This window comes from Marinibacterium sp. SX1 (assembly GCF_050389775.1).
In the GTDB taxonomy this organism is placed as follows: Bacteria; Pseudomonadota; Alphaproteobacteria; order Rhodobacterales; family Rhodobacteraceae; genus Marinibacterium.
The window spans coordinates 1,162,392-1,184,798 of record NZ_CP177144.1; the positions used below are offsets into that span (position 1 = coordinate 1,162,392).

The window sequence follows — 22,407 nt, forward strand, 5'->3', positions numbered from 1 at the left end:
TGCTTGGACGATGTATTTCAAGCACGAATCAAGATGTAGCGGTCGACTCGGCCCCTGCCGCAACAGAGGCCGTTTCCTCGGCTTCGGCGGCCAGGCGGCGGCGCTCGGTTATGATGCGTCTTTGCAGCAGGTCTATGTGAACTCGGGCCTGAAACGCCGTCTGGCGATAGGCCGCGGGCAGCCTGAGGTGGGCCAGGTGGTCGTCGAGCTCGGTCAGGCGTTCGGCCATTTCGTCCAGCGTGACCGGATCCGAGCCTGATTCGAGCTCGTCCTCGATGGTGCGCATGACGGGATAATTCTGCCAGACCCGGTAGTTCTGGGCATAGGCATAAAGTCCGGGCAGGGCGCGCAGCAGGGGCAGGACGATGAAGAACAGGGGCAGCAGCAGGATGACCACGCGGTTCAGCTGGGCGGCCATCCAGTAGGGCAGCCAGTCGTGCCAGGTTGACGGGCCGTTGACGATCAGCTGGCGGGCCGAGTTGTTGACGGGCAGGACGGTGCCGCTGACCGAGGGGAAATCGCCTTCGTCCTGCAGGATGTCGCGGCCGCCATGCAATTCGAGCGCGGCCATGGTCAGCCGGTTCATCAGCGCCGGATGCATGTCGTGGCGCACGGCCAGCCGGGCCTCGAGCGCCAGCATCTGGCGCGGGCCGGACGGGATCGGCGGGTCGAGGCTGACGGTGCCGGGCGGGATCTGGACCAGCGAGGCATTGTCCATCCGGCGCGAGATGGCTTCGATGAAATCCAGCTGCAGCACGCCGATCGCGCCACTTTCGAAGGCCGCGCGCAGGTAGGGCGCATCGATCGGCGCGACAAAGACGGCCAGGTCGAGCTGGCCGTCGAGCAGGGCGGCGATCGAGTCGCTGTATCCCAGCGCGCTGTGTTCGTTGGCATCCGGGCGCAGCCCGACGGCCTGTTCAAAGGCGTCAAAGGCCGCCCGCGTGCCCGAGCCCTCGACGCCGGAATTGATGCGCAGGCCGGCCCAATGGGTGGGGTTGGGGCTGATCAGGGCATTGGCGGCATAAAGCAGGACCAGCGGTTCATAGAAGATCGTGCCGATGGCCTCGACGGTTTCGCCGGCCACGTCGATGCCCCCCTGCAGGATGGCCACGTCGGCCGTGCCATCGGCCAGCAGCCGGGCATTTTCGGCAGACCCGGCTGTTTCCAGGATGCGCAGGGCAATGTCGTCGCGGGCCAGGATGGCGCGGTATTGCACGGCGATGCGGTGATAGGCGCCGTCTTCGGGCCCGGCCGCCAGGGTCAGCTGGTTCGGTGGGCGCAGCAAGAGGATGGCCCAGGTGACGCCGCCGACCAGGCATGCCGCGATCAGGAGGCTCCAGAGCAGACGGGTGGGCAGGGTCATCGGCGGATCCGCTGTGCAATCACGCGTTGAACGCTAGCCGCCGCCCCGTCCCCGGGCAAGCCCGGGTGTCAGCCGATCTCGGCAATCAGCTCCGGCAGTTGCGCCAATCCCTCGATCTCGCGGAACCGCGGCGAGTGGGCGGGCGTTGCGGCCCGTTCGATCTCCCAGACCAGGTCGTGGGGCACATGCACGCCCCAGCCCCCGGCCTCGATGCTGGGCACGACATCCGAGCGCATGGAATTGCCGACCATCATCGCCCGGTCCGCACCGTCGCCGTGGCGCTCGAAGATGCGCCGGTAGACGGCCGGGGTCTTTTCCGACACGATCTCCACCCCGTGGAACAGCTCGCCCAGCCCCGATTGGGCCAGCTTGCGTTCCTGGTCCAGCAGGTCGCCCTTGGTGATCAGCACGACCCGGTGGGTCTGCGCCGCGGCCTCGACGGCGGCACGGGCATCGGGCAGCAATTCGATCGGATGGGCCAGCATCTCGCGCCCGGCGGCCATCAGCTCGGCGATGACCCCGGCCGGCACCCGGCCGTCGGTGACCTCGATGGCGGTTTCGATCATCGACAGGACAAAGCCCTTGATGCCATAGCCGTAATGGCCAAGGTTGCGCCGCTCGGCATCGAGCAGGCGCCGGGCCAGGTCGTCGGGCGCGGCATGGTCGGCCAGCAGGGCGGTGAACCGGTCCTGGGTCAGGCGAAAGAACCGCTCGTTGTGCCACAGCGTGTCATCCGCATCGAAGCCGATGATCGTGACGTTGTTACCCATCCGTTAGCTTTCTGTTTTCCATTCGGGCGTATCGGTTATATAACGTCCACCAGCCCTGCGAAACCGGATCCGGGTACCTTGCCCATGATGAACGCGCCATTGATGATGTCGGACAAGAAAGATGACGGGTCCGACGCCTCTATCCTTGTCGAAACGCGTCCCAAGACCAAGCGCCCGCCTCTCTACAAGGTGCTTCTGCTCAACGATGACTACACGCCGATGGAATTCGTCGTGCACGTTCTGGAACGGTTCTTCGGCATGAACCATGCCCAGGCGTTCGAGGTCATGCTGACCGTCCACAAGAAGGGCGTGGCCGTGGTTGGCGTGTTCAGCCACGAGATCGCCGAAACCAAGGTGGGCCAGGTCATGGATTTCGCCCGCCGCCATCAGCATCCGCTGCAATGCACGATGGAAAAGGAAGACTGAGCGTCTTCGCCCGCCGTGATGCGCCCCCGCCCGCGCCCGCATTCGCCCGTTTCCGCCCCGCCGCGGCCGTCCCGCCGGTGGGTCGTTGCGCTGCCCCGATGACTGGGATCTGACATGTCCGCCCGCCTGAGCCTTGCCCTCGACAGCGGCCTGGAGCTGCCCGAAGCCGGGCGCATCCTGCTGTTGCACCCCGCCGGGGCGGCCGATCTGTCGGCCCTGCCGGCCGACCGGCTGCTGGCCGTCCAGCCCCTGCGCCCCGACTGGGTGGCGCTGGACCGGCGCGGCATCGCGGCCGTGCCCGAGCTGGACGGCGAAGAACGTTTTGCCGCGGCGGTGGTCTTTGTGCCCCGGGCCAAGGACCTGGCCCGGGCGCTGGTTGCGCTGGCCTGCCGGGTGACCGACGGGCCGGTGGTGATCGACGGGGCCAAGACCGACGGGGTCGAGCCGCTGCTCAAGGCGCTGCGCCCGCGCGCCGACCTGCAGGGCAACCTGTCCAAGGCCCATGGCAAGATCGCCTGGTTCGATGCCGGCCCGGTGGCCGAGGACTGGGCCGAAGCACCGCGCGAGGTCGACGGGTTCCGCACCCGGCCCGGGGTGTTCTCGGCCGACGGGATCGACCCGGCGTCGGCCATGCTGGCCGGCCATCTGCCCGAGAGGCCGGGCGGCCATGTCGTCGACCTGGGCGCGGGCTGGGGCTATCTGTCGGCCGGGCTGCTGGGGGATGCAGGGCTGAAGCGGCTGGACCTGGTCGAAGCCGACCACCGGGCGCTGTCCTGTGCCCGGGCCGTGATCGACGACCCGCGCGTGGCGTTCCACTGGGCCGATGCCCGCGAGTGGCGGCCCGAGGGCGCGGCGGATGCCGTGGTGATGAACCCGCCCTTCCATGCCGGCCGGGCGGCCGACCCGGGGCTGGGCCGGGCCTTCATCGAGGCCGCGGCGCGCATGCTGACCGGCTCGGGCCGGCTGTGGATGGTGGCCAACCGCCACCTGCCTTATGAACAGACCCTGGCCGAATTCTTTGCACAGGCCGAGGAAATCGGCGGCGACGGCCGGTTCAAGATCCTGCGGGCCGAACGGCCCTCTCGCCGTCGCCGCTGAACATCGTTACCAAGAACCGGACCTGAAAGGGAGACCGTCTCATGTCCTTTGCCATATCCGGCAAGACCGCCATCGTGACCGGTGCCGCCAATGGCATCGGGCTCGCCATCGGGCGGCTGTTCGTCGAGAAGGGGGCGAACGTCATGTTCGCCGACGTGGATGAAAAGCGCCTGAAGGAAGAGCTCGGCAAGGCCGAGGAAGCCGACAACGTGCGCTATTTCGCCGGCGACCTGCGCGAAAAGCTGACCATTGCCAACCTGCTGTCGGCCACGATCGACGCCTTCGACCAGGTCGACATCCTGGTCAACGGCGCCCGCCAGGTCGTGCCGTCGGACCCGCTGGACCCCGATGACGACAGCGTCATCGCCCTGCTGAACCAGAATGTCATGCCCTCGCTGCGCCTGTCGCAGCTGGTGGCCAAGCGCATGATCAAGCAGAGCGAAGGTGACACCGACCGGCCGGCCGGTTCGATCATCAACCTGTCGTCGATCGCCGCCCGGCGCACCCATCCCGACCTGATGGCCTATTCGGTGGCCTCGGCCGCGCTCGACCAGATGACCCGCTCGCTGGCCGTGGCCCTGGCGCCCAGCCGCATCCGGGTCAATGCCGTGGCCTTCGGGTCGGTCATGAGCGCCTCGCTGATGTCGACGCTCAAGGACAACCGCGAATACCGCCGCGACATCGAGGACCACACCCCGCTGTCGCGCATCGCCGCCCCGACCGAGCTGGCCGAGGCCGTGCAGTTCCTGGCCTCGGATGCGGCGGGCTTCATGACCGGGCAGATCCTCACGCTGGACGGCGGCCGGACGCTGCTTGATCCGGTGGCCGCACCGGCACATTGACCAGGGGTAGAACCATGGACACGACCGACACGACATCCGCCACGGGCCAAGATTTTTCGGCCGAAAAATCTCGGGCCGCGGCGTGGTTCCGGGCGCTCCGGGACGAGATCGTCGCCGCCTTTGAAGGCCTCGAGGACAGCCACCCCGACACCTCCGCCCCGGCCGGCCGGTTCGAGGTGACCGAAACCCGGCGCGCGGCGCCCGATGGCGGTGATGCCGGCGGCGGGCTGATGAGCGTCATGCGCGGCGGCCGGGTCTTTGAAAAGGTCGGGGTCAATGTCTCGACGGTCTACGGCACCTTGGGCGAACGGGCCCAGGCCGCCATGGCCGCGCGCAAGGGCCTGCCCGGCATGCAGGACGATCCGCGGTTCTGGGCCTCGGGCATCTCGCTCGTGGCCCATATGCAGAACCCCCATGCCCCGGCCGTGCACATGAACACGCGCATGTTCTGGACCCCCCATGCCTGGTGGTTCGGCGGCGGGTCCGACCTGAACCCCTGCATCGAATATGACGAGGACACGGCCCATTTCCATGCCACCCAGAAATCCTGGCTGGATCCCCATGGCGCCGATCTCTACCCGCGGCTCAAGGCCTGGGCCGACGACTATTTCTACATCCCCCACCGCAAGCGGGCCCGGGGCGTCGGGGGCATCTTCCTCGACGATCACAACACCGGTGACTGGGCCGCCGATTTCGCCCTGGTCCAGGACATCGGCCGGGCTTTCCTGCCGGCCTACCTGCCGCTCGTCGAAACCCGCCGGGCCCGGCCCTGGGATGCGGCCGACAAGGACGCCCAGCTGGTCCATCGCGGGCTCTATGCCGAATACAACCTGGTCTATGACCGGGGCACCAAGTTCGGCCTGGAAACCGGGCATGACGCCAATGCCGTTCTCATGAGCCTGCCGCCCATGGCCAAATGGGTGTAACGCTTCACACAAGACCGTGATCGCCCGATGACCCGGCCGCCCCGGACCTTTAGCTGGGTGGCAACGTCACTTCAGCCCTGACAGGACATCCCCATGACCGATACCTACACGCCTCCCGCCGTCTGGACCTGGGACAAGAGCAACGGCGGCCAGTTCGCCTCGACCAACCGGCCGATCGCCGGACCGACCCATGACAAGGACCTGCCCAAGGGCGCGCATCCGTTCCAGCTGTATTCGCTGGCCACGCCCAACGGCGTCAAGGTCACGGTTCTCTTCGAAGAGCTGCTGGCCGCGGGCGAGACCGGGGCCGAATATGACGCCTGGCTGATCAAGATCGGCGACGGCGACCAGTTCGGGTCGGGCTTTGTCGGGGTGAACCCCAATTCCAAGATCCCCGCGCTCGAGGACCGCTCGGGCGCCACGCCGATCCGGGTCTTTGAAAGCGGGGCGATCCTGCTGCACCTGGCCGAGAAATTCGGCAAGTTCCTGGGCAAGCCCGAAACCCGGCCCGAGATGCTGTCCTGGCTGTTCTGGCAGATGGGCTCGGCGCCCTACCTGGGCGGCGGGTTCGGCCATTTCTACGCCTATGCGCCCGAGAAATGGGAATACCCGATCAACCGCTTTGCCATGGAAACCAAGCGCCAGCTCGACGTGCTGGACCGCGAACTGGCCGACAAGCCCTTCATCGCCGGCGATGAATACACCATCGCCGATATCGCGATCTGGTCCTGGTATGGCCAGCTGGTGCTGGGCCGGCTCTACAATGCGGCCGAATTCCTCGAGGTCGACAGCTACAAGAACGTCATGCGGTGGGCGACCGAGATCGACGCCCGCCCGGCAGTGCAGCGCGGCCGCATGGTCAACCGGGTCTTCGGCGAGCCGGAAACCCAGCTGCACGAGCGCCACGATGCCTCGGATTTCGACACCAAGACCCAGGACAAGCTGGCCGCCGAATAAACGCGGCCCGGCCGCCCTTGCGGCGGTCACATGTCACAGATCCTGCAATGCCCGGCCATCGCGCCGGGCATTTGCCGTTTGGTCATATGGGTGAAAGGGCGGGGCGGCTCAGCCCCGCCAGTCGAAGAACCCCGGCCCGGCCCGTTCCAGCAGGTCCAGCGCCATGGCACGGCCCATCTCGGGCCCGTCGAGCAGGGTGCCCGTCACGTCGCCGGTCACCGATTCCGACCCGTCCGGGCGCAGGACCTCGCCGCGCAGGCGCAGTTGGCCGCCGTCAAGCTCGGCCAGCCCGGCGATGGGTGTTTCGCAGGAACCGTCCAGCGTGGCCAGAAAGGCCCGTTCGGCGGCCAGGCGCTGGCCGGTCTGGGCGTCGTGGATGGCCTCCAGCAGGCCGGCCACCCGGGTGTCGTCGCTGCGCCGTTCGATGCCGATGGCGCCCTGGGCCACCGCCGGCAGCATGCTCTCGGCGGCGATCGGCGTGGCCGGCACGTCCTGCATGGCCAGCCGGTTCAGCCCGGCCATGGCCAGGAAGGTGCAATCGGCCACCCCGTCGGCCAGCTTGCGCAGGCGGGTCTGAACGTTGCCCCGGAATTCGACGACCGCCAGGTCGGGTCGGCGGTTGAGCAGCTGGGCCTTGCGGCGCAGGCTCGACGTGCCGACCACCGCGCCCCGGGCCAGCCCGTCGATCCCGGTGCCCGCGGGCGACACGAAGGCATCGCGCGGATCCTCGCGGGGCAGGTAGGTCTCAAGCACCAGCCCCGGGGGCTGGTCGACGGGCATGTCCTTCATCGAATGCACGGCGATGTCGATGCGCCCGGCGATCAGGTCGGCCTCGATCTCGCGGGTGAACAGGCCCTTGTTGCCGATTTCCTTCAGCGGCCGGTCGGCGGCGATCATCGCCCGGTCGTCGCCGGTGGTGCGGATGACCACGATCTCGAAGGCCGCGCCGGGCAGGTCGAAGGCCGCGGCCAGCCGGTCGCGTGTCTCGTGGGCCTGGGCCAGCGCCAGGGGCGAGCCACGGGTGCCGATCCGCAGGGGGGCGTCGGGGGAGGGAAGCGGTTGGGTCATGGTGCCCTTGTCTAAGCCGCCGCCCGGGCCGTGACAACGGGCCTTGATGGCGGACCATAAGGGCGGGCCTTGAAGCCTGTCCATGATGGCGGGCCGCGGCGCTTGTCATGGCCCGCAACGGCCGGGGGCAGCGGCAGGGCAAAGGGCCGGGGCTGTCGGTGGCGGCGAGCGGGGCACGGCGCAGTTGGCCCGGGCCCACCGCGACAATGGCCCGAAAAGGCCCCGTGGGCCTGGCCCGTGACGGCGCACCGCAGGGCGGGCCGGGGCGCGGGGTGTTGACATCCTGTGCCGCAAACGAGACCCAAGGGCGATCAGGAGGGGCTTCATGACCACGAACAAGACGATCTTGCGGGCGCTCTCGGGCGAGGTTCTGCCCGTGCCGCCGATCTGGATGATGCGCCAGGCCGGCCGTTACCTGCCGGAATACCGCGCGACACGGGCCCAGGCCGGCGATTTCCTGTCGCTGTGTTACAATCCCGAACTGGCGGCCGAGGTCACCCTGCAGCCGATCCGGCGCTACGGGTTCGACGCGGCCATCCTCTTTGCCGACATCCTGCTGCTGCCCCAGGCCCTGGGCATGGACCTGTGGTTTGTCACCGGCGAGGGCCCGCGGCTGTCGACGATCACCGGCCAGGCCGATTTCGACGCGCTCAAGCCGGTCGGGGCGATCCACGACACGCTGGGCCCGGTCTATGAGACCGTGCGCATCCTGTCGCGCGAATTGCCGGCCGAGACCACGCTGATCGGCTTTGCCGGGGCGCCCTGGACCGTGGCGACCTACATGATCGCCGGGCGGGGCACGCCGGACCAGGGCCCGGCCCATGCTCTGAAGGATGGCAACCGGCCGCTCTTCGAGGCGCTGATCGACCGGCTGACCGAGGCGACGATCGATTACCTGTCGGCCCAGATCGAGGCCGGGGCCGAGGTGGTCAAGATCTTCGACAGCTGGGCCGGGTCGCTGAAGGGCGACGATTTCCGGGCCTTTGCCCTGGAGCCCTGCCGGCGGATCACCCAGGCGCTGAAGGCGCGCCACCCGGGCGTGCCGGTAATTGCCTTCCCGCGCGAGGCGGGGGCGGCCTATGAGGGCTTTGCCCGGGCCACCGGGGCCGATTGCGTGGCGCTGGACAATTCGGTCGATGCGGCCTGGGCCGCGGCGCATGTCCAGGTGGATGGCTGCGTGCAGGGCAACCTGGCCTCGCGGCACATGGTGACGGGAGGCCAGGCGCTGGTCGACGAGACCCGGGCCATCGTCGAGGCGTTTTCGAAGGGGCCGCATATCTTCAACCTGGGCCACGGGATCACGCCCGACGCCGATCCCGAGAACGTGGCGCTGATGATCGAAACGGTGCGCGCCGGGCGGGGCTGAAGCCCGGGCACCCGGATGTGAAAGGCGCGCCGGGCGGCGGATGGCCGGCCGGATATTTTCAAAGAGAAAGAAGCAGGAGCGCGGCGCAAGGGCCGGATGCCGCGAGGTCGGGCCGGCCGGGGGACAGGAATCGGGGAAGGGATGAGATTTCCCCCTTGACGGCCCCCGGCGCATTCCTTAGGTCCACGCTCACTTCTGGCGGAGTAGCTCAGTTGGTTAGAGCAGCGGAATCATAATCCGCGTGTCGGGGGTTCAAGTCCCTCCTCCGCTACCAAGTTCCCCTTCCCGAGACATGATCTGATGAGCGCCGGACATGCCGCATGTCCGACGGGTTCCCCGGTAAGCGCCAAGTCCTGGGGCGAGGCGACTGGCCTTGGTCAATGGCCGGCGCGGACCCTGACATATTGCCGATCCGGTGTGGCCGGCGGCAGTCCTGGGATATCGACCGGAATGTCGTGGCCGGGCAGGTGGTGTGCCGTGATTGCCGCCATCAGGACGTCCTGCGCAGAAGGCCGAGCACGCTGGGCAATGCGGTGATGCGCCCGCGCGGGGCATTGGTCTTGAGGCCGTTTGCCATCGAAAGGGCGTTCACGTTCCACAAGCCGGCGCGGATGGCGGTGGCCCTGGTGCGACAAGTCAGAGGTGTCGAGGGGGGCGGCGAGCATCCTTGGGGGTGGTCTTGGCCTGTTCGGTGGCTGAGGTTTCGTCTTCGTCTTCGTCTTCGTCTTCGTCTTCGTCTTCGTCTTCGTCTTCGTCTTCGGAAGTAGTATGTCCCGGCTTGACCGATCCCCTTCGCTTGTCGTGCCGCAGGGAGAGCGTTGCAGCATTGCGCGGGCGCGCAACGTTCCGGCTTTCGGAAGCAGATAGCCCGGGCATCGATAGCTCTCCGATCGGCAGTCTATTTGCGGAAATCATGAATCAAGGCACACTGCCATCGGCGGGAGTGCAGGTCTCTGGGTCCGGGAGGTGTGGGTGCGATGATTACGAGGGAGTATCGGGAGGGGCCTGGCGCGGATACGCCACGGCTGTTCACAAGCACCCGGCATTTCAACTTTTCCGGGAAGGATGGCCGGCTTGTTCACAGGATCCTCGACGACGGGGCGCGCGGGTTCCGGATGGTGGCCGTGCGATCGTCGGGGCACCGGGCCAGCTTTGTCGAGGATGCCCGGCTGGCTGTCACCATTCCCTTGAGGGGATCGGCTCGGGTCAGGGTAAGCGGTCGGGAAATTGTCGTTTTGCCGGGGCAGATGCTGTCGCTGTCCCCATCCGAACGAGACTCCGTGCTGTCACCTGAACCGGACGGCGGAAGCTACGAAAGCTATACGGTCATGGCCCCGTCCGGCTGGGCCCGGCAGCCGGAAAGCGAAGAGATGTGCCTCCGGGCCAGGCCCAGCGGGCATGCGCTCAAGGCCTTCCTGGACTTTGCCTTCCTGCACCTGCGCGACAGCGGACGGGCCGGGAGCCTGTCATTCATGCTTGCCGAGGCGCTTCTGGAGGACACCTTGCTGCAGGTCCTGGCGCAGCCGGGGCAACAGGCTGAACACAGAGCAGATGCACGGATGAAGCAGATCGTCGACAGGGCCTGCGAGGTAATGGCCGCGCGGTTCAGCCATCCGCTGTCCATTCTGGATATCGCGCGGTCGGTCGGGGTTGGCGAACGGACCCTGCAGAAGGCCTTCAGGGCCTGTCGGGGCAACACCCCGCGGGAGGTCCTGGCCGAAATGCGCCTGTCCGCCATGCGCCGGGATCTTCTGTCGGGACGGCCGGGGGTGTCGGTCACGACGGCCGCCCTGAACGCGGGCCTCTGCCACCTGGGGCGCAGCAGCGCGGCCTACAAGGCGCGCTATGGCGAAGCACCGTCGGTCACGCTGCGCCGCAATTCCGCCGGTTGATCGCCGGCCCTCCATGAGGTGCGCGCGCCACAAGTGGCTTTTCGGACAGGACCAGGAAGCTGCCGGCGATCAGGCGGGCAAAGACGCGCTCCCCGCATGGTTTGTGCTGGCAGGACGTCGAACAGGGGCAGCGCCGAACCGCCGTGAAACCCGCACATGCCCCCAAGGGCTGCGGTGCGGGCCATGTCGAGCGCAGGCGGGACGCAGGTGCCGACCGGGGACCGGCAAGAGATGCGATATCCTCGCCGGTCGCGGTTTCGCGCATCCCGGGATCAGAAGGTGATCGTGCCGCCGCCCTCGCCGTTGACGGCATAGACAACCCGGTCCGGCGTGGCGTCGTCTGCATAGACAACGGTTGCCGTTCCCGCGCCGCCGCCGCTGCAATTCAGGTTCGAAAGCTCGGTGTCGCCCGCCGCGGGGGGGGCGTCGAAGACGGCCGTGCAGACGCCGCCATCGCGGTTGAGAACAAAGGTGTAGCCGCCGCTGGACCGTTCGTTGATGCTGCCGGTGACATTGCCTGAGCCGCTGTCATTTCCGGTGCCCGTCGCAATCGAACTGGTGCTTCCGGATGTTTCCATGCAACCGGCCACCAGGGCCGTCATCGCCAGGCAGGCCAAACCGGCGAGGGGCCGTTTCCCGAGGGGCCGTTGGTTTTCGATGGTCACGTCTTTGCTCTCCCGTTCTGTTGAGTCGGCGTTGGATGCGAAATGCGGGTTCGGGAGCGTCGGGCCGGGCGTCACCAGGCCTGACCGCGCTTGTCGGGGGGCAGCCACATCGGGTCGCCGTGCTTGATCCCGAAGGTGTCGTAGAAGGCATCGACGTTCTGCAGGGCGGCGGTCGAGCGATAGAAATCCGGCGCATGGCCGTCGTTGGTGACAAGCGCCGTCAGGTACTGGTCCGTCGCCTTCATCGTCCAGAACTGGGACCAGGCGATGAAGCAGCGTTCGGACGGGGTCAGCCCGTCGATCTCGACATTCTGCTCGGGGTGGTCGGCCAGGTACTCCATGAGCGCCTCGTGGGCGAAGGTGATCCCGCCCACGTCGGCCATGTTCTCGCCCACGCCAAGGGCGCCATTGATGTGGATGCCGGGCAGGACCTCGTAGGCATCGGCCTGTTCGATCAGCTTGCGGGCTTCGTCCATGAAGGCCGCCGTATCCTCAAAGGTCCACCAGTCGCGGTAGTTGCCGTCCGCGTCATAGTTCCGGCCCGAGAAATCGAAGCCATGGGTCATCTCGTGCCCGATCACCGCGCCGATCCGGCAGAACTTCAGCGGCGCGTCCATGTCCGGTGAAAAGGCCGGGGGCTGGGTGATGGCGGCGGTGACCTCGAAGCCGTTGATCGTGGGCGTATAGGCCGCGTTCATCGCGATGGGCAGGGTCGAGCTGGCGTTGAATTCCTCGTGCTCGGGCGGGCGTTTCAGCTTGTCCAGCTCGCGGTCCATGTCGAACCGGCCAAGCGCCATGATATTGGCGACGGGGTCGTCCGAGGCGATGTCGACGCTGCTGAAATCGATCCAGGTATCGGGATAGCCGACCTTGTAGTAGAACTGGTCGATCTTGCGCAGGGCCTCGGCCCGGGTCGGGTCCGACAGCCAGTCGCTGCCCTCGATGCGCCGCCGGAAGACCGCCTTGATGCGTTCGATCATGTCGAGCAGCTCGGCCCTCGTCTCGTCGGGATAATAGGCCTCGACATATAGCTGGCTGACCGGATGGCCGAGCTTTTCGACGAAGAGCTGATAGAGCTGTTCGGCGCGGGGCTGGTCGTTGCGCGCGCCCAGCAGCGCCTCTTGCAGGGCAAGCCCCGGCTCGCGCAGGCGGGTCGTCAGGAAAGGCGCGTATTCGTGGATCAGCCGGAACGCCATGTAATCCTTCAGGTCGTCCAGCGGCGTCGTCTGCAATACCTCGGACAGCCCGACCAGCGCGCGGGGTTCGTACATGTAGAAGCTGTCGGGTTTCGGAAAGCCGATGGTGTCGAGGTAGAGATCCAGGTCGAACTCGGGCACCTGGGCCTTGACCTGCGCATAGGGCAGCGTGCCGAACTTGTTGGCGGGATCCTTGGCCTCGGCCGGGGTCAGGAAGACGGAATAGAGGCGCGTCTCGATGTCGATGGAGGCATCGGCCACCTGGCCGGCCTTCTCGGCATCGTAGCCGGCGGCGATCAGCAGGTCGCGGATGTAGGCGTGATAGGCCAGCAGCGGCGGGCTGTCCGGGGCCATGCGCAGGATTTCGTTGAAGTGGCGGTCGGTCCCGAAGGTCTGGCCAAGCGCGAACATGGCAAAGCGGCTGCCGTCGGCCGGATCCTGCGAGGGTCCGAACATCGCCAGAAGGCCGGGTCCGGCCGACGCCGCCTGTTCCGCGGCAATGCGGGTCAGATCGGTCAGCGTTTCCGCCGCGGCCACGTCGTCCAGCATGGGCCGGATCGGCTCGATCCCGGCGGCGTCGATGGCCTCGACATCCATGAAGGCGTTGTAGAAATCCCCGACCAGCTGGGTCGGCGAGCCTTTCGGCGCCTCCGCTGCCGCCTTGCCCGCCGCTTCGGCCACCTGGGCCACCTGTTTCGTCAGCCGCTCGGTCATGATGTAGAAGATGCCATAGGCGGGGTATTTCGCCGGCCGGTCGACCCGGTCCATCCAGCCGCCCGAGCTGTAGCGGTAGAAGTCCACCCTGGGGTCGGCGGTCAGGTCCATGTTCTCGACCGAAAAGCCCAGCTGGTCCGGGCCGGGGTCGGGCAGGCCCTCGTGCTGGGCAGAGGCCGCGCTGGCCAGAAGGCCGGTCAGGGCGGTCGTGCGGATCAGGTTGGCAAGCATGTCCTGGCTCCTTGCTGGGGTGCTTCAGCCGCCGTAGAGCACGGCATCGGGCAGTTCGTAGCGTTCGGTTCCGTTGATCGAGACCATGTTCAGGTCGCCGTTCCGGCTATGGCTGGCGGTGGTTCCCGGGTCGCTTCCGACAAGCTGTCCCTCGCGGAAGTCGAGATACCGTTCCCCACCGCCCGGCAGGGCCACCCAGACGCTCGCGGTGCCCCCGCTGCCGCGCGAGACACGGAAGGAACAGGTTCCCATGGGTTGCCCCGACGCCGTCGCGCAGGGGACCATGCCCCGTGCTTCGTGTTGTGCTTCGTGTCCTGCCGGGGCGCCCGCTTCGGCCAGGTAACGGCCTGCCGCCCAGCCGGTCACGCGCATGTCGCCCTGGATCTCGACCTGGCACCATCTGGTCTGGCCGTTCATCCGGCAGCCCAGGTTGCGTACCCGGTCGCCATTGGCCAGCTGCCCGACCACCGCATTGCCGGTCCCGGGGCCGGCCCGCACGTTCAGCGTATCATTCGCCGCGACGCCGGTGACCTGCCACCAGTCCGGCCCGCCGGCCAGCCCATCGGCATAATCCTCGGTGACCGGAGCCGGCTTTGCCGCGCCGCCGATGGACACGCTCAGCGTATAGTCGGCGCTTTCCCCCCGCCGGGCGGCGCTGCGCATCAGGTAGACGCGGATGCGATAATCGCCCGAGGTGGGCAGCACGCCGGAATAATGGTTGCCGGCCACCGATCCGATATGGATGGCCGCCGGATCGTTGCCGATCATCAGGTTGAAATAGCCGGCCGGGTTGGTGGTCGAGAAATCCACGTTCATGGTCTGACCGGCGCTGGCCCCCAGCAGGTAATCGGTGATCTGCTCGCCCTTCAGCGCCCCCCGGATCGTCGCGCCAGACGTCCCGGTCGCGAAGGAGACCCGCTTTTCCTCGATCGGCTGCGCCTGGGCCGCCGGCGTCAGGGCCAGGCAGATCAGGGCTGCAAGGCGGAACGGCTTTGGTGCTTTGATCATTGACCGCGTCTCCACGTGTTACGATGGCCGCAATGGTTCCTTGGCCGGGGCCGAACCAGTGAGACGACAGCCGCGTCCTTCGAATCGGCTTGTCCACTGTCTGTCCATTCGAGATGCGATTCATGCTGCGTGCTATCCGGAACGCGTCCAGAGCTATCCATCATCCGCATTTTCGACTGGTCGGGCAGGCTGGCCAGTGCCGGGCGGCCAGAGATGTCAGAGCCCTGTATTCGCGCGATGAAACAGGCGATGCGGCTGAGCACGATGAGACCTGGGCGCCCGGATCGAAATCCCGCGCAGATCAAGGTTCAGGAGGGGCGTGGCCTCCCCCGTTTGTCAGGCAAGGTCTCGGACATGGCGCGGTGTTGCTTGCCGTGGACCCGCGCTATCCGAAGAAAACCCCGCGCGCAGAGGGTGCGTTGCTGCGCGCGGGGATGGGATCAGGCGACCAGGTCCTGGGCCGCGAGGGCGTGATAGACCGCCATGTCGATGATGCCGTCGGTCGAACCATCGGCCCCGTCCAGGTCGGCCAGGGTGTCGGCGCCGCCGTAGACCACGTAGGTCGCGCCGGTAGGATAGTGCGGGCTCGGCGCGCCTGCGTTGGTGGTGGCACCGATCAGCATGTCGCTTATGCCGTCGCCGTTGATGTCGCCCGCGCCCGAGACCGCCGCGCCGAATGCGTCGTCCGGTTGGACCCCGGTGAAGACATAGCCATCGGTTCCGTCCAGTGCGCCGAGGTCGACGCTTGCGAGGAAGTCGCCATCCACGCCGGTGTCCTTGCCGAAGACCAGGAAGGCCTGGCCGGCCATGTCCAGCCCGTTGGCCGTGTCCGATGCGGCACCGATCAGCATGTCGTCGATCCCGTCGCCGTTCACGTCCCCGACCGATGTGATGGCCTCGCCGAGATAGGAGCCGTCCTGCAGGCCGGTCATCACGAAGCCGTCGGTGCCATCGAGATCGGCCAGGTAGGTGACGGCGTCGAAATCGCTGCCGTTCACGGTGTCCTGGCCAAAGACCACAAAGGCCGCGCCGGCATCCGTGGCATCAGCCGTGTCCAGCCCGGCGGCGCCCAGCAGGATGTCGTCGATCCCGTCGCCGTTCAGGTCACCGGCGTCGGCCACGTATTCCCCGGCCCAGCTGTCGTCTGCGGGCCCGACGAGGGCAAAGCCGTTGGTCCCGTCCAGCGTTCCAAGGTCGATGTCGGACGGGAAGCCGGTGGCCTCGCCAAAGACGACATAGGCCTCGCCTTCGCCGGTGCCGTAGACCTCGGCATCCGTCGACCCCAGGATGTAATCCGCGATCCCGTCGCCGTTGACGTCGCCCAGCAGGTCCAGCGCATAGCCAAGGCGGGTGTCGTCTTGGGGCCCGTAAAGGGCAAAGCCGTTGGTCCCGTCCAGGTCGGCCACGTTCAGCGTTGCGTCGAACCCGTCTTCCGTGCCGTAGATGAAATAGACGGCGCCGGTCTGGTCACTGCCATCGGCTTCGGCCCCGAAGGCACCGACCATGAGGTCGTCGATCCCGTCGCCGTTGACGTCGCCCGCGGCCGAAACCGCGGTGCCCATGTAGTCCATGAAGTCTTCGCCTTCGATGACAAAGCCCTCGGAGCCGTCGAGGTCATCGAAGTCGGAAAGCAGCACCTCGGCGGCAAAGTCGCCGTCACGCGCGGTGTCCTTGCCAAAGACCACGTAGGCCTCTCCCTCGAAATCGTAGGCGCCGATGATCAGGTCGTCGATCCCGTCGCCATTGACGTCTCCTGCCGAGGCCACGGAATAGCCCGCCTCGTTGGACCCGCTCAGAACGACACCATTCGTGCCGTCCAGATCCTCGACGGACAGCGTGGCCGGGGTGTAGCCGTCGGCGCCGGTGTCCTGGCCAAAGATCACGTAGGCGCTGTCATTGCCCGGAGCACCCACCGCGAAATCGTCGATGCCATCGCCGTTGAAATCCCCGGCGGCCGAAAGCGCGGCGCCAAGATCGCCCAGGAACGTATCGCCCAGGACCATGTAGCCGACCGACCCCGCGGTGATGTCGGTTTCAAAGATCTCCGGGGCGTGCTGCGTCCAGACCAGGTCGATCTCGCCGTCTTCGAACCCGTCCAGCGCGTCGTAATAGGCCAACCGGTCGGCGCCGCCGTAGATCAGGTAGGTTTCGCCTTCGAAATCGCTCGACCCGATCAGGATGTCGGCAAAGCCATCCGCGTTGACGTCTCCGGCGTTCGAAACGTCATAGCCGGTGAATGAATTCATCCGGAAGCCGGTGAACTTGTAGCCGATGCTGCTGTTGAAGCTGGCAAGATTGATCGCGGCATCGAAATCGCCGTTGGTCGCCGTGTCCTGGCCAAGGATCAGGTAGGCCGCACCGGTGGTGGTTTCCGAGTAGAGGTTCGGCATCTCGTAGGGCTTGCCGATCAGGATGTCGTCGATCCCGTCGCCGTTCACATCGCCCGCCGGGCTGGCCGAGACCCCGAGGGTTTCGAAATACGTGTCGCCCAGGATCTGAAAGCCGTTCGTCCCGTCCAGGCTTTCCAGGTCGAGCGTGGGCTCGAACTCGGTGTCGGTGCCGAAGACGACATAGGCTTTGCCCTCTTCGGCGGTGCCGGCATATTGCGCGGTCACCACGAAATCGTCGATGCCATCGTTGTTGATGTCACCGGCCGAGGACACGGCCGTTCCAAGACTGTCATAGCTGTCGCCACCGGACATGGCGAAGCCGTTCTTGCCGTTCAGCGTGGCAATGTCGAAGCTGTCGCCAAAATCGCCGCCACCGGTGCTGTCGACGCCAAAGATCACATAGGTCTCGCCCGTCCGGGAACCGCCGTCGACCTCACGGGTGTTGGCGGTGACGGCAAAATCGTCGATGCCGTCGGCGTTCACGTCGCCGAGTGCCGACACGGCCCAGCCCAGTTGGTCGTATTCGGCCAGACCTTCGATGACAAAGCCGTTCTTGCCGTTCAGATCGGCCAGGTTGTAGCTGGCCTGGAACCCTTCGTCGGTCGCGTCATGGCCAAAGAAGACATAGGCCGCCCCCACGCTGTCGACCCCGCCGAGCTCGGCGTTGTAGGCGCCGATGATGATGTCGTCATAGCCGTCGTTGTTGATGTCTCCGGCGGCCTCGACCGCCGCGCCGGTGTAGTCATCGACCCCCGCACCGTTCAGGACAAAGCCGTTCTTGCCGTCCAGGCTGGACAGTTGAACCGAGGCGGCAAAGGCGCCGTCTGCGTCCGTGTCCTTGCCAAAGACCACGTAGGCCGCACCGGCTTCGTCATTGCCATTGGCCTCGGCAAAGGCTGCGCCCACGATGAAATCGTCGATCCCGTCGCCGTTGACGTCGCCGGCGGAAGAGACCGACAGACCTGCCCGGGCGTAGAGTTCGGAGCCTTCCACGACAAAACCGTTGGTCCCGTCCAGCGTGCCGACGTCGAAGGTCGGGTCGAACCCGCCATCCGCTTCGGCATTTCCGAAGACGACAAAGGCCAGCCCGGCACCGTACATGCCGGTGCCAAAGCTTTCCGGGGCGCCGACCACGAAATCATCGATGCCGTCGCCGTTGACATCGCCGATCCCGGACACGCTTGCGCCAAGGTAATAGACCTCGGTTGTCGGGGTCAGCGTCACGCCCAGCTGCATGGTCTGGACCGGCTCACCGCCCGTGACGGTGATCTCGTAGGTTTCGCTGTCGCTGCCGCCCTGGGGGTCGGAATAGGTGACCGTGAACGTGTCGGTCGCGGTTTCGCCATAGCCCAGGTAATCGAAGGCGCCGTTGCTGTTGTAGCTGTATTCCCCGGTCTGGGCGTCGTATTCCAGCAGGCCCTGGGTGGCCGAGGTGTCGAGGTCCTCCAGCGTGACATCGTACCCTTCGGCGTCGGTGACCGGCACTTCGAAGGTGATGGTCTCACCCTTCTCGGCCGTCAGGTCCAGGGCGCCGAAGTCGGGCCAGTTGTTAAAGCCCATGACGGTGATGTTGTAATAGCCGGTGGTGATGTTGCCTTCTTCATCTGCGAAATCGACAGAGAAGGTATCGACCACGGACTCGCCTTCTTCCAGGTAGTCAAAGTTCCCGGACGTGGACCAAAAGATGTTCTCGCCGCCCTCATTGAGGTGAACGTTGGCATTGCTGGTGCTGAAGTCGAAACTGACGACCTTCACCTCGCCACCTTCCGGATCATAGGCGTCCAGAATGCTCAAGGTGCTAAAGACGCTGCTGCTGTAGACGGAAGACTCGAAATCCGTGACGACCGGCGCGTCGTTCACCCCGATGATCGTGACATTCGCCGTGCCCGTGCCGGTCTTGCCTTCGTCATCGATATAGGTGACCTCGAAACTGTCGGTCGCGGTTTCGCCTTCGGCCAGGCCGATGAACGTGTCGTCGGTGGCATAGGTGAAGGTGTCGGTGCCGGCATCATACTTGACCCGGGCCTTGGTGTCGCCGAGGTCGACCTCCTGGAACCGGACGTCGTCGCCATTGGGGTCGTAGACGGTGAAGGAGACCGTTGTATCCTCGCCGGCGACGATTTCGAATTCCGGGTTGCTGACGATGGGCGCGGTGCTTTCGCCTGTAACGGCAATGGTGATCAATGCGGTCGAGGTCTCGCCTTCCGGGTCCGCGTATTCGATCGAGAGGTAGTCGTAGGCCACCTCGCCATCGTCCAGATCGTCGAAATGGCCGTAAGCGGTATAGGTGAACGTGTTGGAAGATACGTTGTACTGCACCTCGCCCGTGAGACTGGCGGCGTCATAACTCACCATCGTCACTTCACCGCCCTCGGGGTCGATGGCTTCGGGCGCGGCAATGACGATGGACTCGTCGGATTCCATCTCGACCTCGACATCCTCGACCACCGGCGCATCGTTGCGACCCCAGATCGTGATCATGGCGGTAACAGTCGTCTCGTTACCGTCCTCGTCAGCGTAGGTGACGACAAAGCTGTCGGTCGCAGTCTCGCCCTCGTTCAGATAGTTGAAGGGGTGGCCGCCTTGTCCGTCATCACTCGGGTCATAGTAGAACTCGTCGGCGCCCTCGTCGTAAATGACCGTGCCCAACGTGGCCGAATTGTCGTAGCTGACCATTGTGGTTTCGCCGCCTTCGGGATCGACGGGGTCGAAATCGATGTAGTTGGCATAATCTTCCCAGACGCCGTAAGGGCCGTTGGTGAGCACAGGATCCTGCGCCGCCCCTTCGACGATGATCGTCACCCAGCCGGTCGCGGTATTGCCCTCGGCATCCGCATACTCGACCGAGATGTGATCGTAATAGTCTTCGCCGGCTTCCAGGTCGTCGAAATACCCGTCGGCGGTATAGGTGAAGGTCCCGTCCGCTTCGTTGTATTGCACGTCGCCCAGGGCATAGGTCGTGTCATAGCCCAGAACGGTCACCTCGCCGCCCTCGGGGTCGATGGCCTCGGGAAGGGCGATGACCATGGACTCGTCGGACATGATGTCGACGGTGACGTTCTCGGGCTCGGGCGCATCGTTGATGCCGTTGATCGTGATGGTCGCGGTGGCCGTAGTCTGGTTGCCGTCTTCGTCCTCGTACGTGACGGAAAAGCTGTCGGTCGCGGTTTCGCCATCGGTCAGATAGGCGAAGTCGTCGTTCACCCAGTCGTCCGAGTAATAGATGAACTGCGTGGAGGTCGCGTTCAGTTCGACAGCTCCCAGCGTGGTCGTGGTGTCGATGTCGACCAGCGTCACGTCGCCGCCTTCGGGATCGGTGGGGGCGAAGTCGATCCAGGTGGCCGCACCTTCGTCGACCTCGGTTTCAACATCGTCGACGACGGGCCCGTCGTTCACCCCTTCGACGGTGATGATATAGCCGCCTTGCCCGACGTTGCCGTCTTCGTCTTCGTATTGGAAGTAGATGACGTCCAGGGCCGTTTCGCCCTCGTCCAGCTCGTCGAAATAGCCGGCGGTCGTGTAGGTATAGGTCCCGCTGACCTCGTCGTAGACAAAGCCGCCGATGTTGTTGGTCAGGTCGAGTCCCACGAAGGTCACGTCGCTGCCTTCGGGATCGTAGGCGCCCGGATCTTCCAGCTGAAGTTCGGTGCCGGCCTCCACGTCAAGGTAGATGTAATCGGAAACCGGTGCATCGTTGTAGCCGACAACGGTCAGGTAACTCGTGGCGGTTGTCTCGTTGCCGTATTCATCGGCATAGGTGACGGTGAAGGTGTCGGTATAGGTTTCACCTTCTTCGAGGTATTTGAAGTAATCGCCGGAGACGTACCTGATGTACTCTTCGTCTTTGTAGATGTCGTAACGGATCTCGACATCGCCCACCGTTCCGGTGTCGTCGACCCCCACGATGTGCACGTCGTCCCCTTCCGGGTCCGAGACATCGAATGGTATGGTCAAGTTCATTCCGGCCTCGATGTCGGCCACGTAATCTTCGACGACGGGCGCATCGTTCACGCCGGTGACGGTGATGATATAGCCGCCTTGCCCGACGTTCCCGTCTTCGTCTTCGTATTGGAAATAGATGACGTCCAGGGCCGTTTCGCCCTCGTCCAGCTCATCGAAATAGCCGGCGGTCGTGTAGGTGTAGGTCCCGCTGACCTCGTCGTAGACAAAGCCGCCGATGTTGTTGGTCAGGTCGAGTCCCACGAAGGTCACGTCGCTGCCTTCGGGATCGTAGGCGCCCGGATCTTCCAGCTGAAGTTCGGTGCCGGCCTCCACGTCAAGGTAGATGTAATCGGAAATCGGCGCGTCGTTGTAGCCCAGGACGGTCACGTAACCGGTGGCGGTGGTCTCGTTGCCGAGGTCGTCGGCATAGGTGACGGTGAAGGTGTCGGTATAGGTCTCGCCTTCGTCGAGGTAGTCGAAGCTCGCGCCGGAGACGTACCTGATGTAATCTTCGTCTTTGTAGATGTCGTAACGGATCTGGACTTCGCCTAGCGTTCCGGTGTCGTCGACCCCCACGATGTGCACGTCATCCCCGTCGGGATCCGAGACCTCGAATGGTATGGTCAAGTTCATTCCGGCCTCGATCTCGGCCACGTAATCTTCGACGATCGGCGCGCCGTTGGTGCCCTGGATGGTGATCGTGACAACGGCCACGTCGGTGTCGCCGTCGTTGTCGGTGACCTCGTAGACGAACTGGTCGGTCAGCGTGTCGCCATCGCTCAGGCCGGCCACGACGGCATTGTCCTGGTCGAGGGTGTAGACATAGGTGCCGTCGTCGGACAGCGACACCGTGCCGTAATCGGCATGGACCACGATATCGATGCTGGCCACCCCGTCGGGCACGACGTCGTTGTCCAGCACGTTGCCGGTGGTGCTGGCCTGGTCGTCGCTGATCGTCGCCGTGTCCGCATGGGTGCGGAATTCCGGCGGGTCCAGGTCCCTTTCGACGCCGTCCACGTAAACGGTCACGGATTCGATGCGCGACACCCGAAGGCCCAGCGTCTCGAAGGTGAAGGGCCGGCGGCCGGTGTGATCGAGAAAGGCGGCCAGTTCGGCCTGAAAGGCCGCGTCGTCCCAGATATCCTGGGTCAGGTTCAGCTGAAGCGTGTCCTGGCCGGGCCCGCCGCGATACCGGTCGAAACTTCCGCTGTTGGAGGCCGCGTCATAGATCAGCGTGTCGTCGCCGAAGCCACCTGAGACAAAGTCGCTGCCCGCGCCGCCGGCAAGAATGTCGTCGCCGCGATTGCCCAGGACAATATCGTTGGCGCCGCTGCCGTTCAGGTTGTCATTGCCGAAGCCGCCGATCTGGAGAGTTCCGAGATTCAGGACGGATTGCAGTCTGGAAATGTACTTCATTCAATCGCTTTCCCCGGCACACCAACAAACTTTGGCTACCCAACAAGCGGGCGGAGCACTCAATAACACCTTGTATTCACTTCCGGGGCAGGTGCCGTCCAACCCCGACAATAGGCAGCCTTCCTATGAACTGACCG

Annotated in this window: 15 protein-coding genes and 1 tRNA gene; 8 read left to right on the forward strand and 8 right to left on the reverse strand. The window is 65.6% G+C overall.

Going from position 1 to position 22,407, the window contains the following annotated elements; translation table 11 throughout:
• Positions 1–28: 28 nt before the first annotated feature.
• Both ACK3BB_RS05335 and ACK3BB_RS05340 read right to left on the reverse strand, forming a co-directional pair.
• Complete coding sequence (locus ACK3BB_RS05335; protein ID WP_428927690.1) at positions 29–1,363, reverse strand: TAXI family TRAP transporter solute-binding subunit; 1,335 nt, start codon at positions 1,361–1,363, stop codon at positions 29–31.
• A gap of 68 nt (positions 1,364–1,431) precedes the next feature.
• Positions 1,432–2,133 (reverse strand): HAD family hydrolase, encoded by a 702-nt coding sequence (locus ACK3BB_RS05340; protein WP_428927691.1) that lies wholly within the window; start codon positions 2,131–2,133, stop codon positions 1,432–1,434.
• Between the two features lie 84 nt (positions 2,134–2,217).
• Between ACK3BB_RS05340 and clpS the strand changes: the two genes are divergently transcribed.
• From clpS to yghU, 5 genes are all read left to right on the forward strand, one after another.
• The gene (gene clpS / locus ACK3BB_RS05345) at positions 2,218–2,559 is read left to right on the forward strand and encodes an ATP-dependent Clp protease adapter ClpS (RefSeq protein ID WP_428927692.1); all 342 of its coding nucleotides are present in this window, start codon (positions 2,218–2,220) and stop codon (positions 2,557–2,559) included.
• Positions 2,560–2,673: 114 nt separating this feature from the next.
• Complete coding sequence (locus ACK3BB_RS05350) at positions 2,674–3,657, forward strand: class I SAM-dependent methyltransferase (RefSeq protein WP_428927693.1); 984 nt, start codon at positions 2,674–2,676, stop codon at positions 3,655–3,657.
• A 41-nt stretch (positions 3,658–3,698) separates the two neighbouring features.
• Complete coding sequence (locus ACK3BB_RS05355) at positions 3,699–4,499, forward strand: SDR family NAD(P)-dependent oxidoreductase (RefSeq protein WP_428927694.1); 801 nt, start codon at positions 3,699–3,701, stop codon at positions 4,497–4,499.
• A gap of 14 nt (positions 4,500–4,513) precedes the next feature.
• Complete coding sequence (gene hemF, locus ACK3BB_RS05360) at positions 4,514–5,425, forward strand: oxygen-dependent coproporphyrinogen oxidase (RefSeq protein ID WP_428927695.1); 912 nt, start codon at positions 4,514–4,516, stop codon at positions 5,423–5,425.
• Positions 5,426–5,518: 93 nt separating this feature from the next.
• Positions 5,519–6,382: a glutathione-dependent disulfide-bond oxidoreductase gene (gene yghU / locus ACK3BB_RS05365; RefSeq protein ID WP_428927696.1), complete on the forward strand. Its 864-nt coding sequence runs from the start codon at positions 5,519–5,521 to the stop codon at positions 6,380–6,382.
• A 108-nt stretch (positions 6,383–6,490) separates the two neighbouring features.
• Here the strand turns inward: yghU and hemC are convergent, their stop codons facing one another.
• Positions 6,491–7,450 (reverse strand): hydroxymethylbilane synthase, encoded by a 960-nt coding sequence (gene hemC, locus ACK3BB_RS05370; protein WP_428927697.1) that lies wholly within the window; start codon positions 7,448–7,450, stop codon positions 6,491–6,493.
• A 325-nt stretch (positions 7,451–7,775) separates the two neighbouring features.
• On the opposite strand from hemC, the gene hemE reads away from it, so the two are divergent.
• Together hemE and ACK3BB_RS05380 are read left to right on the forward strand one after the other, a co-directional pair.
• A complete protein-coding gene (gene hemE / locus ACK3BB_RS05375) occupies positions 7,776–8,816 on the forward strand; it encodes a uroporphyrinogen decarboxylase (RefSeq protein ID WP_428927698.1) in 1,041 nt (346 codons plus the stop codon).
• A gap of 197 nt (positions 8,817–9,013) precedes the next feature.
• A tRNA-Met gene (locus tag ACK3BB_RS05380) sits at positions 9,014–9,090 on the forward strand.
• A 362-nt stretch (positions 9,091–9,452) separates the two neighbouring features.
• Here the strand turns inward: ACK3BB_RS05380 and ACK3BB_RS05385 are convergent.
• The gene (locus ACK3BB_RS05385; RefSeq protein ID WP_428927699.1) at positions 9,453–9,692 is read right to left on the reverse strand and encodes a hypothetical protein; all 240 of its coding nucleotides are present in this window, start codon (positions 9,690–9,692) and stop codon (positions 9,453–9,455) included.
• A gap of 101 nt (positions 9,693–9,793) precedes the next feature.
• Between ACK3BB_RS05385 and ACK3BB_RS05390 the strand changes: the two genes are divergently transcribed.
• Positions 9,794–10,708 (forward strand): helix-turn-helix domain-containing protein, encoded by a 915-nt coding sequence (locus ACK3BB_RS05390; protein ID WP_428928686.1) that lies wholly within the window; start codon positions 9,794–9,796, stop codon positions 10,706–10,708.
• 272 nt (positions 10,709–10,980) lie between these two features.
• On the opposite strand, the gene ACK3BB_RS05395 is transcribed toward ACK3BB_RS05390, so the two are convergent.
• The 4 genes from ACK3BB_RS05395 to ACK3BB_RS05410 all read right to left on the reverse strand — a co-directional run bounded on the left by ACK3BB_RS05395 (position 10,981) and on the right by ACK3BB_RS05410 (position 22,270).
• Complete coding sequence (locus ACK3BB_RS05395; RefSeq protein ID WP_428927700.1) at positions 10,981–11,373, reverse strand: hypothetical protein; 393 nt, start codon at positions 11,371–11,373, stop codon at positions 10,981–10,983.
• A 71-nt stretch (positions 11,374–11,444) separates the two neighbouring features.
• Positions 11,445–13,514 (reverse strand): M13 family metallopeptidase, encoded by a 2,070-nt coding sequence (locus tag ACK3BB_RS05400; protein WP_428927701.1) that lies wholly within the window; start codon positions 13,512–13,514, stop codon positions 11,445–11,447.
• A gap of 24 nt (positions 13,515–13,538) precedes the next feature.
• Positions 13,539–14,522 (reverse strand): SH3 domain-containing protein, encoded by a 984-nt coding sequence (locus ACK3BB_RS05405; RefSeq protein ID WP_428927702.1) that lies wholly within the window; start codon positions 14,520–14,522, stop codon positions 13,539–13,541.
• 440 nt (positions 14,523–14,962) lie between these two features.
• Complete coding sequence (locus ACK3BB_RS05410) at positions 14,963–22,270, reverse strand: VCBS domain-containing protein (protein WP_428927703.1); 7,308 nt, start codon at positions 22,268–22,270, stop codon at positions 14,963–14,965.
• Positions 22,271–22,407: the final 137 nt, after the last annotated feature.

Excerpts from the sequence above, each read along its gene's own strand:
- ACK3BB_RS05410 (WP_428927703.1), bottom strand. The coding sequence starts at position 22,270 with ATGAAGTACATTTCCAGACTGCAATCCGTCCTGAATCTCGGAACTCTC.
- ACK3BB_RS05390 (WP_428928686.1), top strand. The coding sequence starts at position 9,794 with ATGATTACGAGGGAGTATCGGGAGGGGCCTGGCGCGGATACGCCACGG.
- ACK3BB_RS05355 (WP_428927694.1), top strand. The coding sequence starts at position 3,699 with ATGTCCTTTGCCATATCCGGCAAGACCGCCATCGTGACCGGTGCCGCC.
- hemC (WP_428927697.1), bottom strand. The coding sequence starts at position 7,450 with ATGACCCAACCGCTTCCCTCCCCCGACGCCCCCCTGCGGATCGGCACC.
- ACK3BB_RS05335 (WP_428927690.1), bottom strand. The coding sequence starts at position 1,363 with ATGACCCTGCCCACCCGTCTGCTCTGGAGCCTCCTGATCGCGGCATGC.
- ACK3BB_RS05385 (WP_428927699.1), bottom strand. The coding sequence starts at position 9,692 with ATGCCCGGGCTATCTGCTTCCGAAAGCCGGAACGTTGCGCGCCCGCGC.
- hemF (WP_428927695.1), top strand. The coding sequence starts at position 4,514 with ATGGACACGACCGACACGACATCCGCCACGGGCCAAGATTTTTCGGCC.
- yghU (WP_428927696.1), top strand. The coding sequence starts at position 5,519 with ATGACCGATACCTACACGCCTCCCGCCGTCTGGACCTGGGACAAGAGC.
- ACK3BB_RS05405 (WP_428927702.1), bottom strand. The coding sequence starts at position 14,522 with ATGATCAAAGCACCAAAGCCGTTCCGCCTTGCAGCCCTGATCTGCCTG.
- ACK3BB_RS05400 (WP_428927701.1), bottom strand. The coding sequence starts at position 13,514 with ATGCTTGCCAACCTGATCCGCACGACCGCCCTGACCGGCCTTCTGGCC.
- ACK3BB_RS05340 (WP_428927691.1), bottom strand. The coding sequence starts at position 2,133 with ATGGGTAACAACGTCACGATCATCGGCTTCGATGCGGATGACACGCTG.
- hemE (WP_428927698.1), top strand. The coding sequence starts at position 7,776 with ATGACCACGAACAAGACGATCTTGCGGGCGCTCTCGGGCGAGGTTCTG.
- ACK3BB_RS05350 (WP_428927693.1), top strand. The coding sequence starts at position 2,674 with ATGTCCGCCCGCCTGAGCCTTGCCCTCGACAGCGGCCTGGAGCTGCCC.
- clpS (WP_428927692.1), top strand. The coding sequence starts at position 2,218 with ATGATGAACGCGCCATTGATGATGTCGGACAAGAAAGATGACGGGTCC.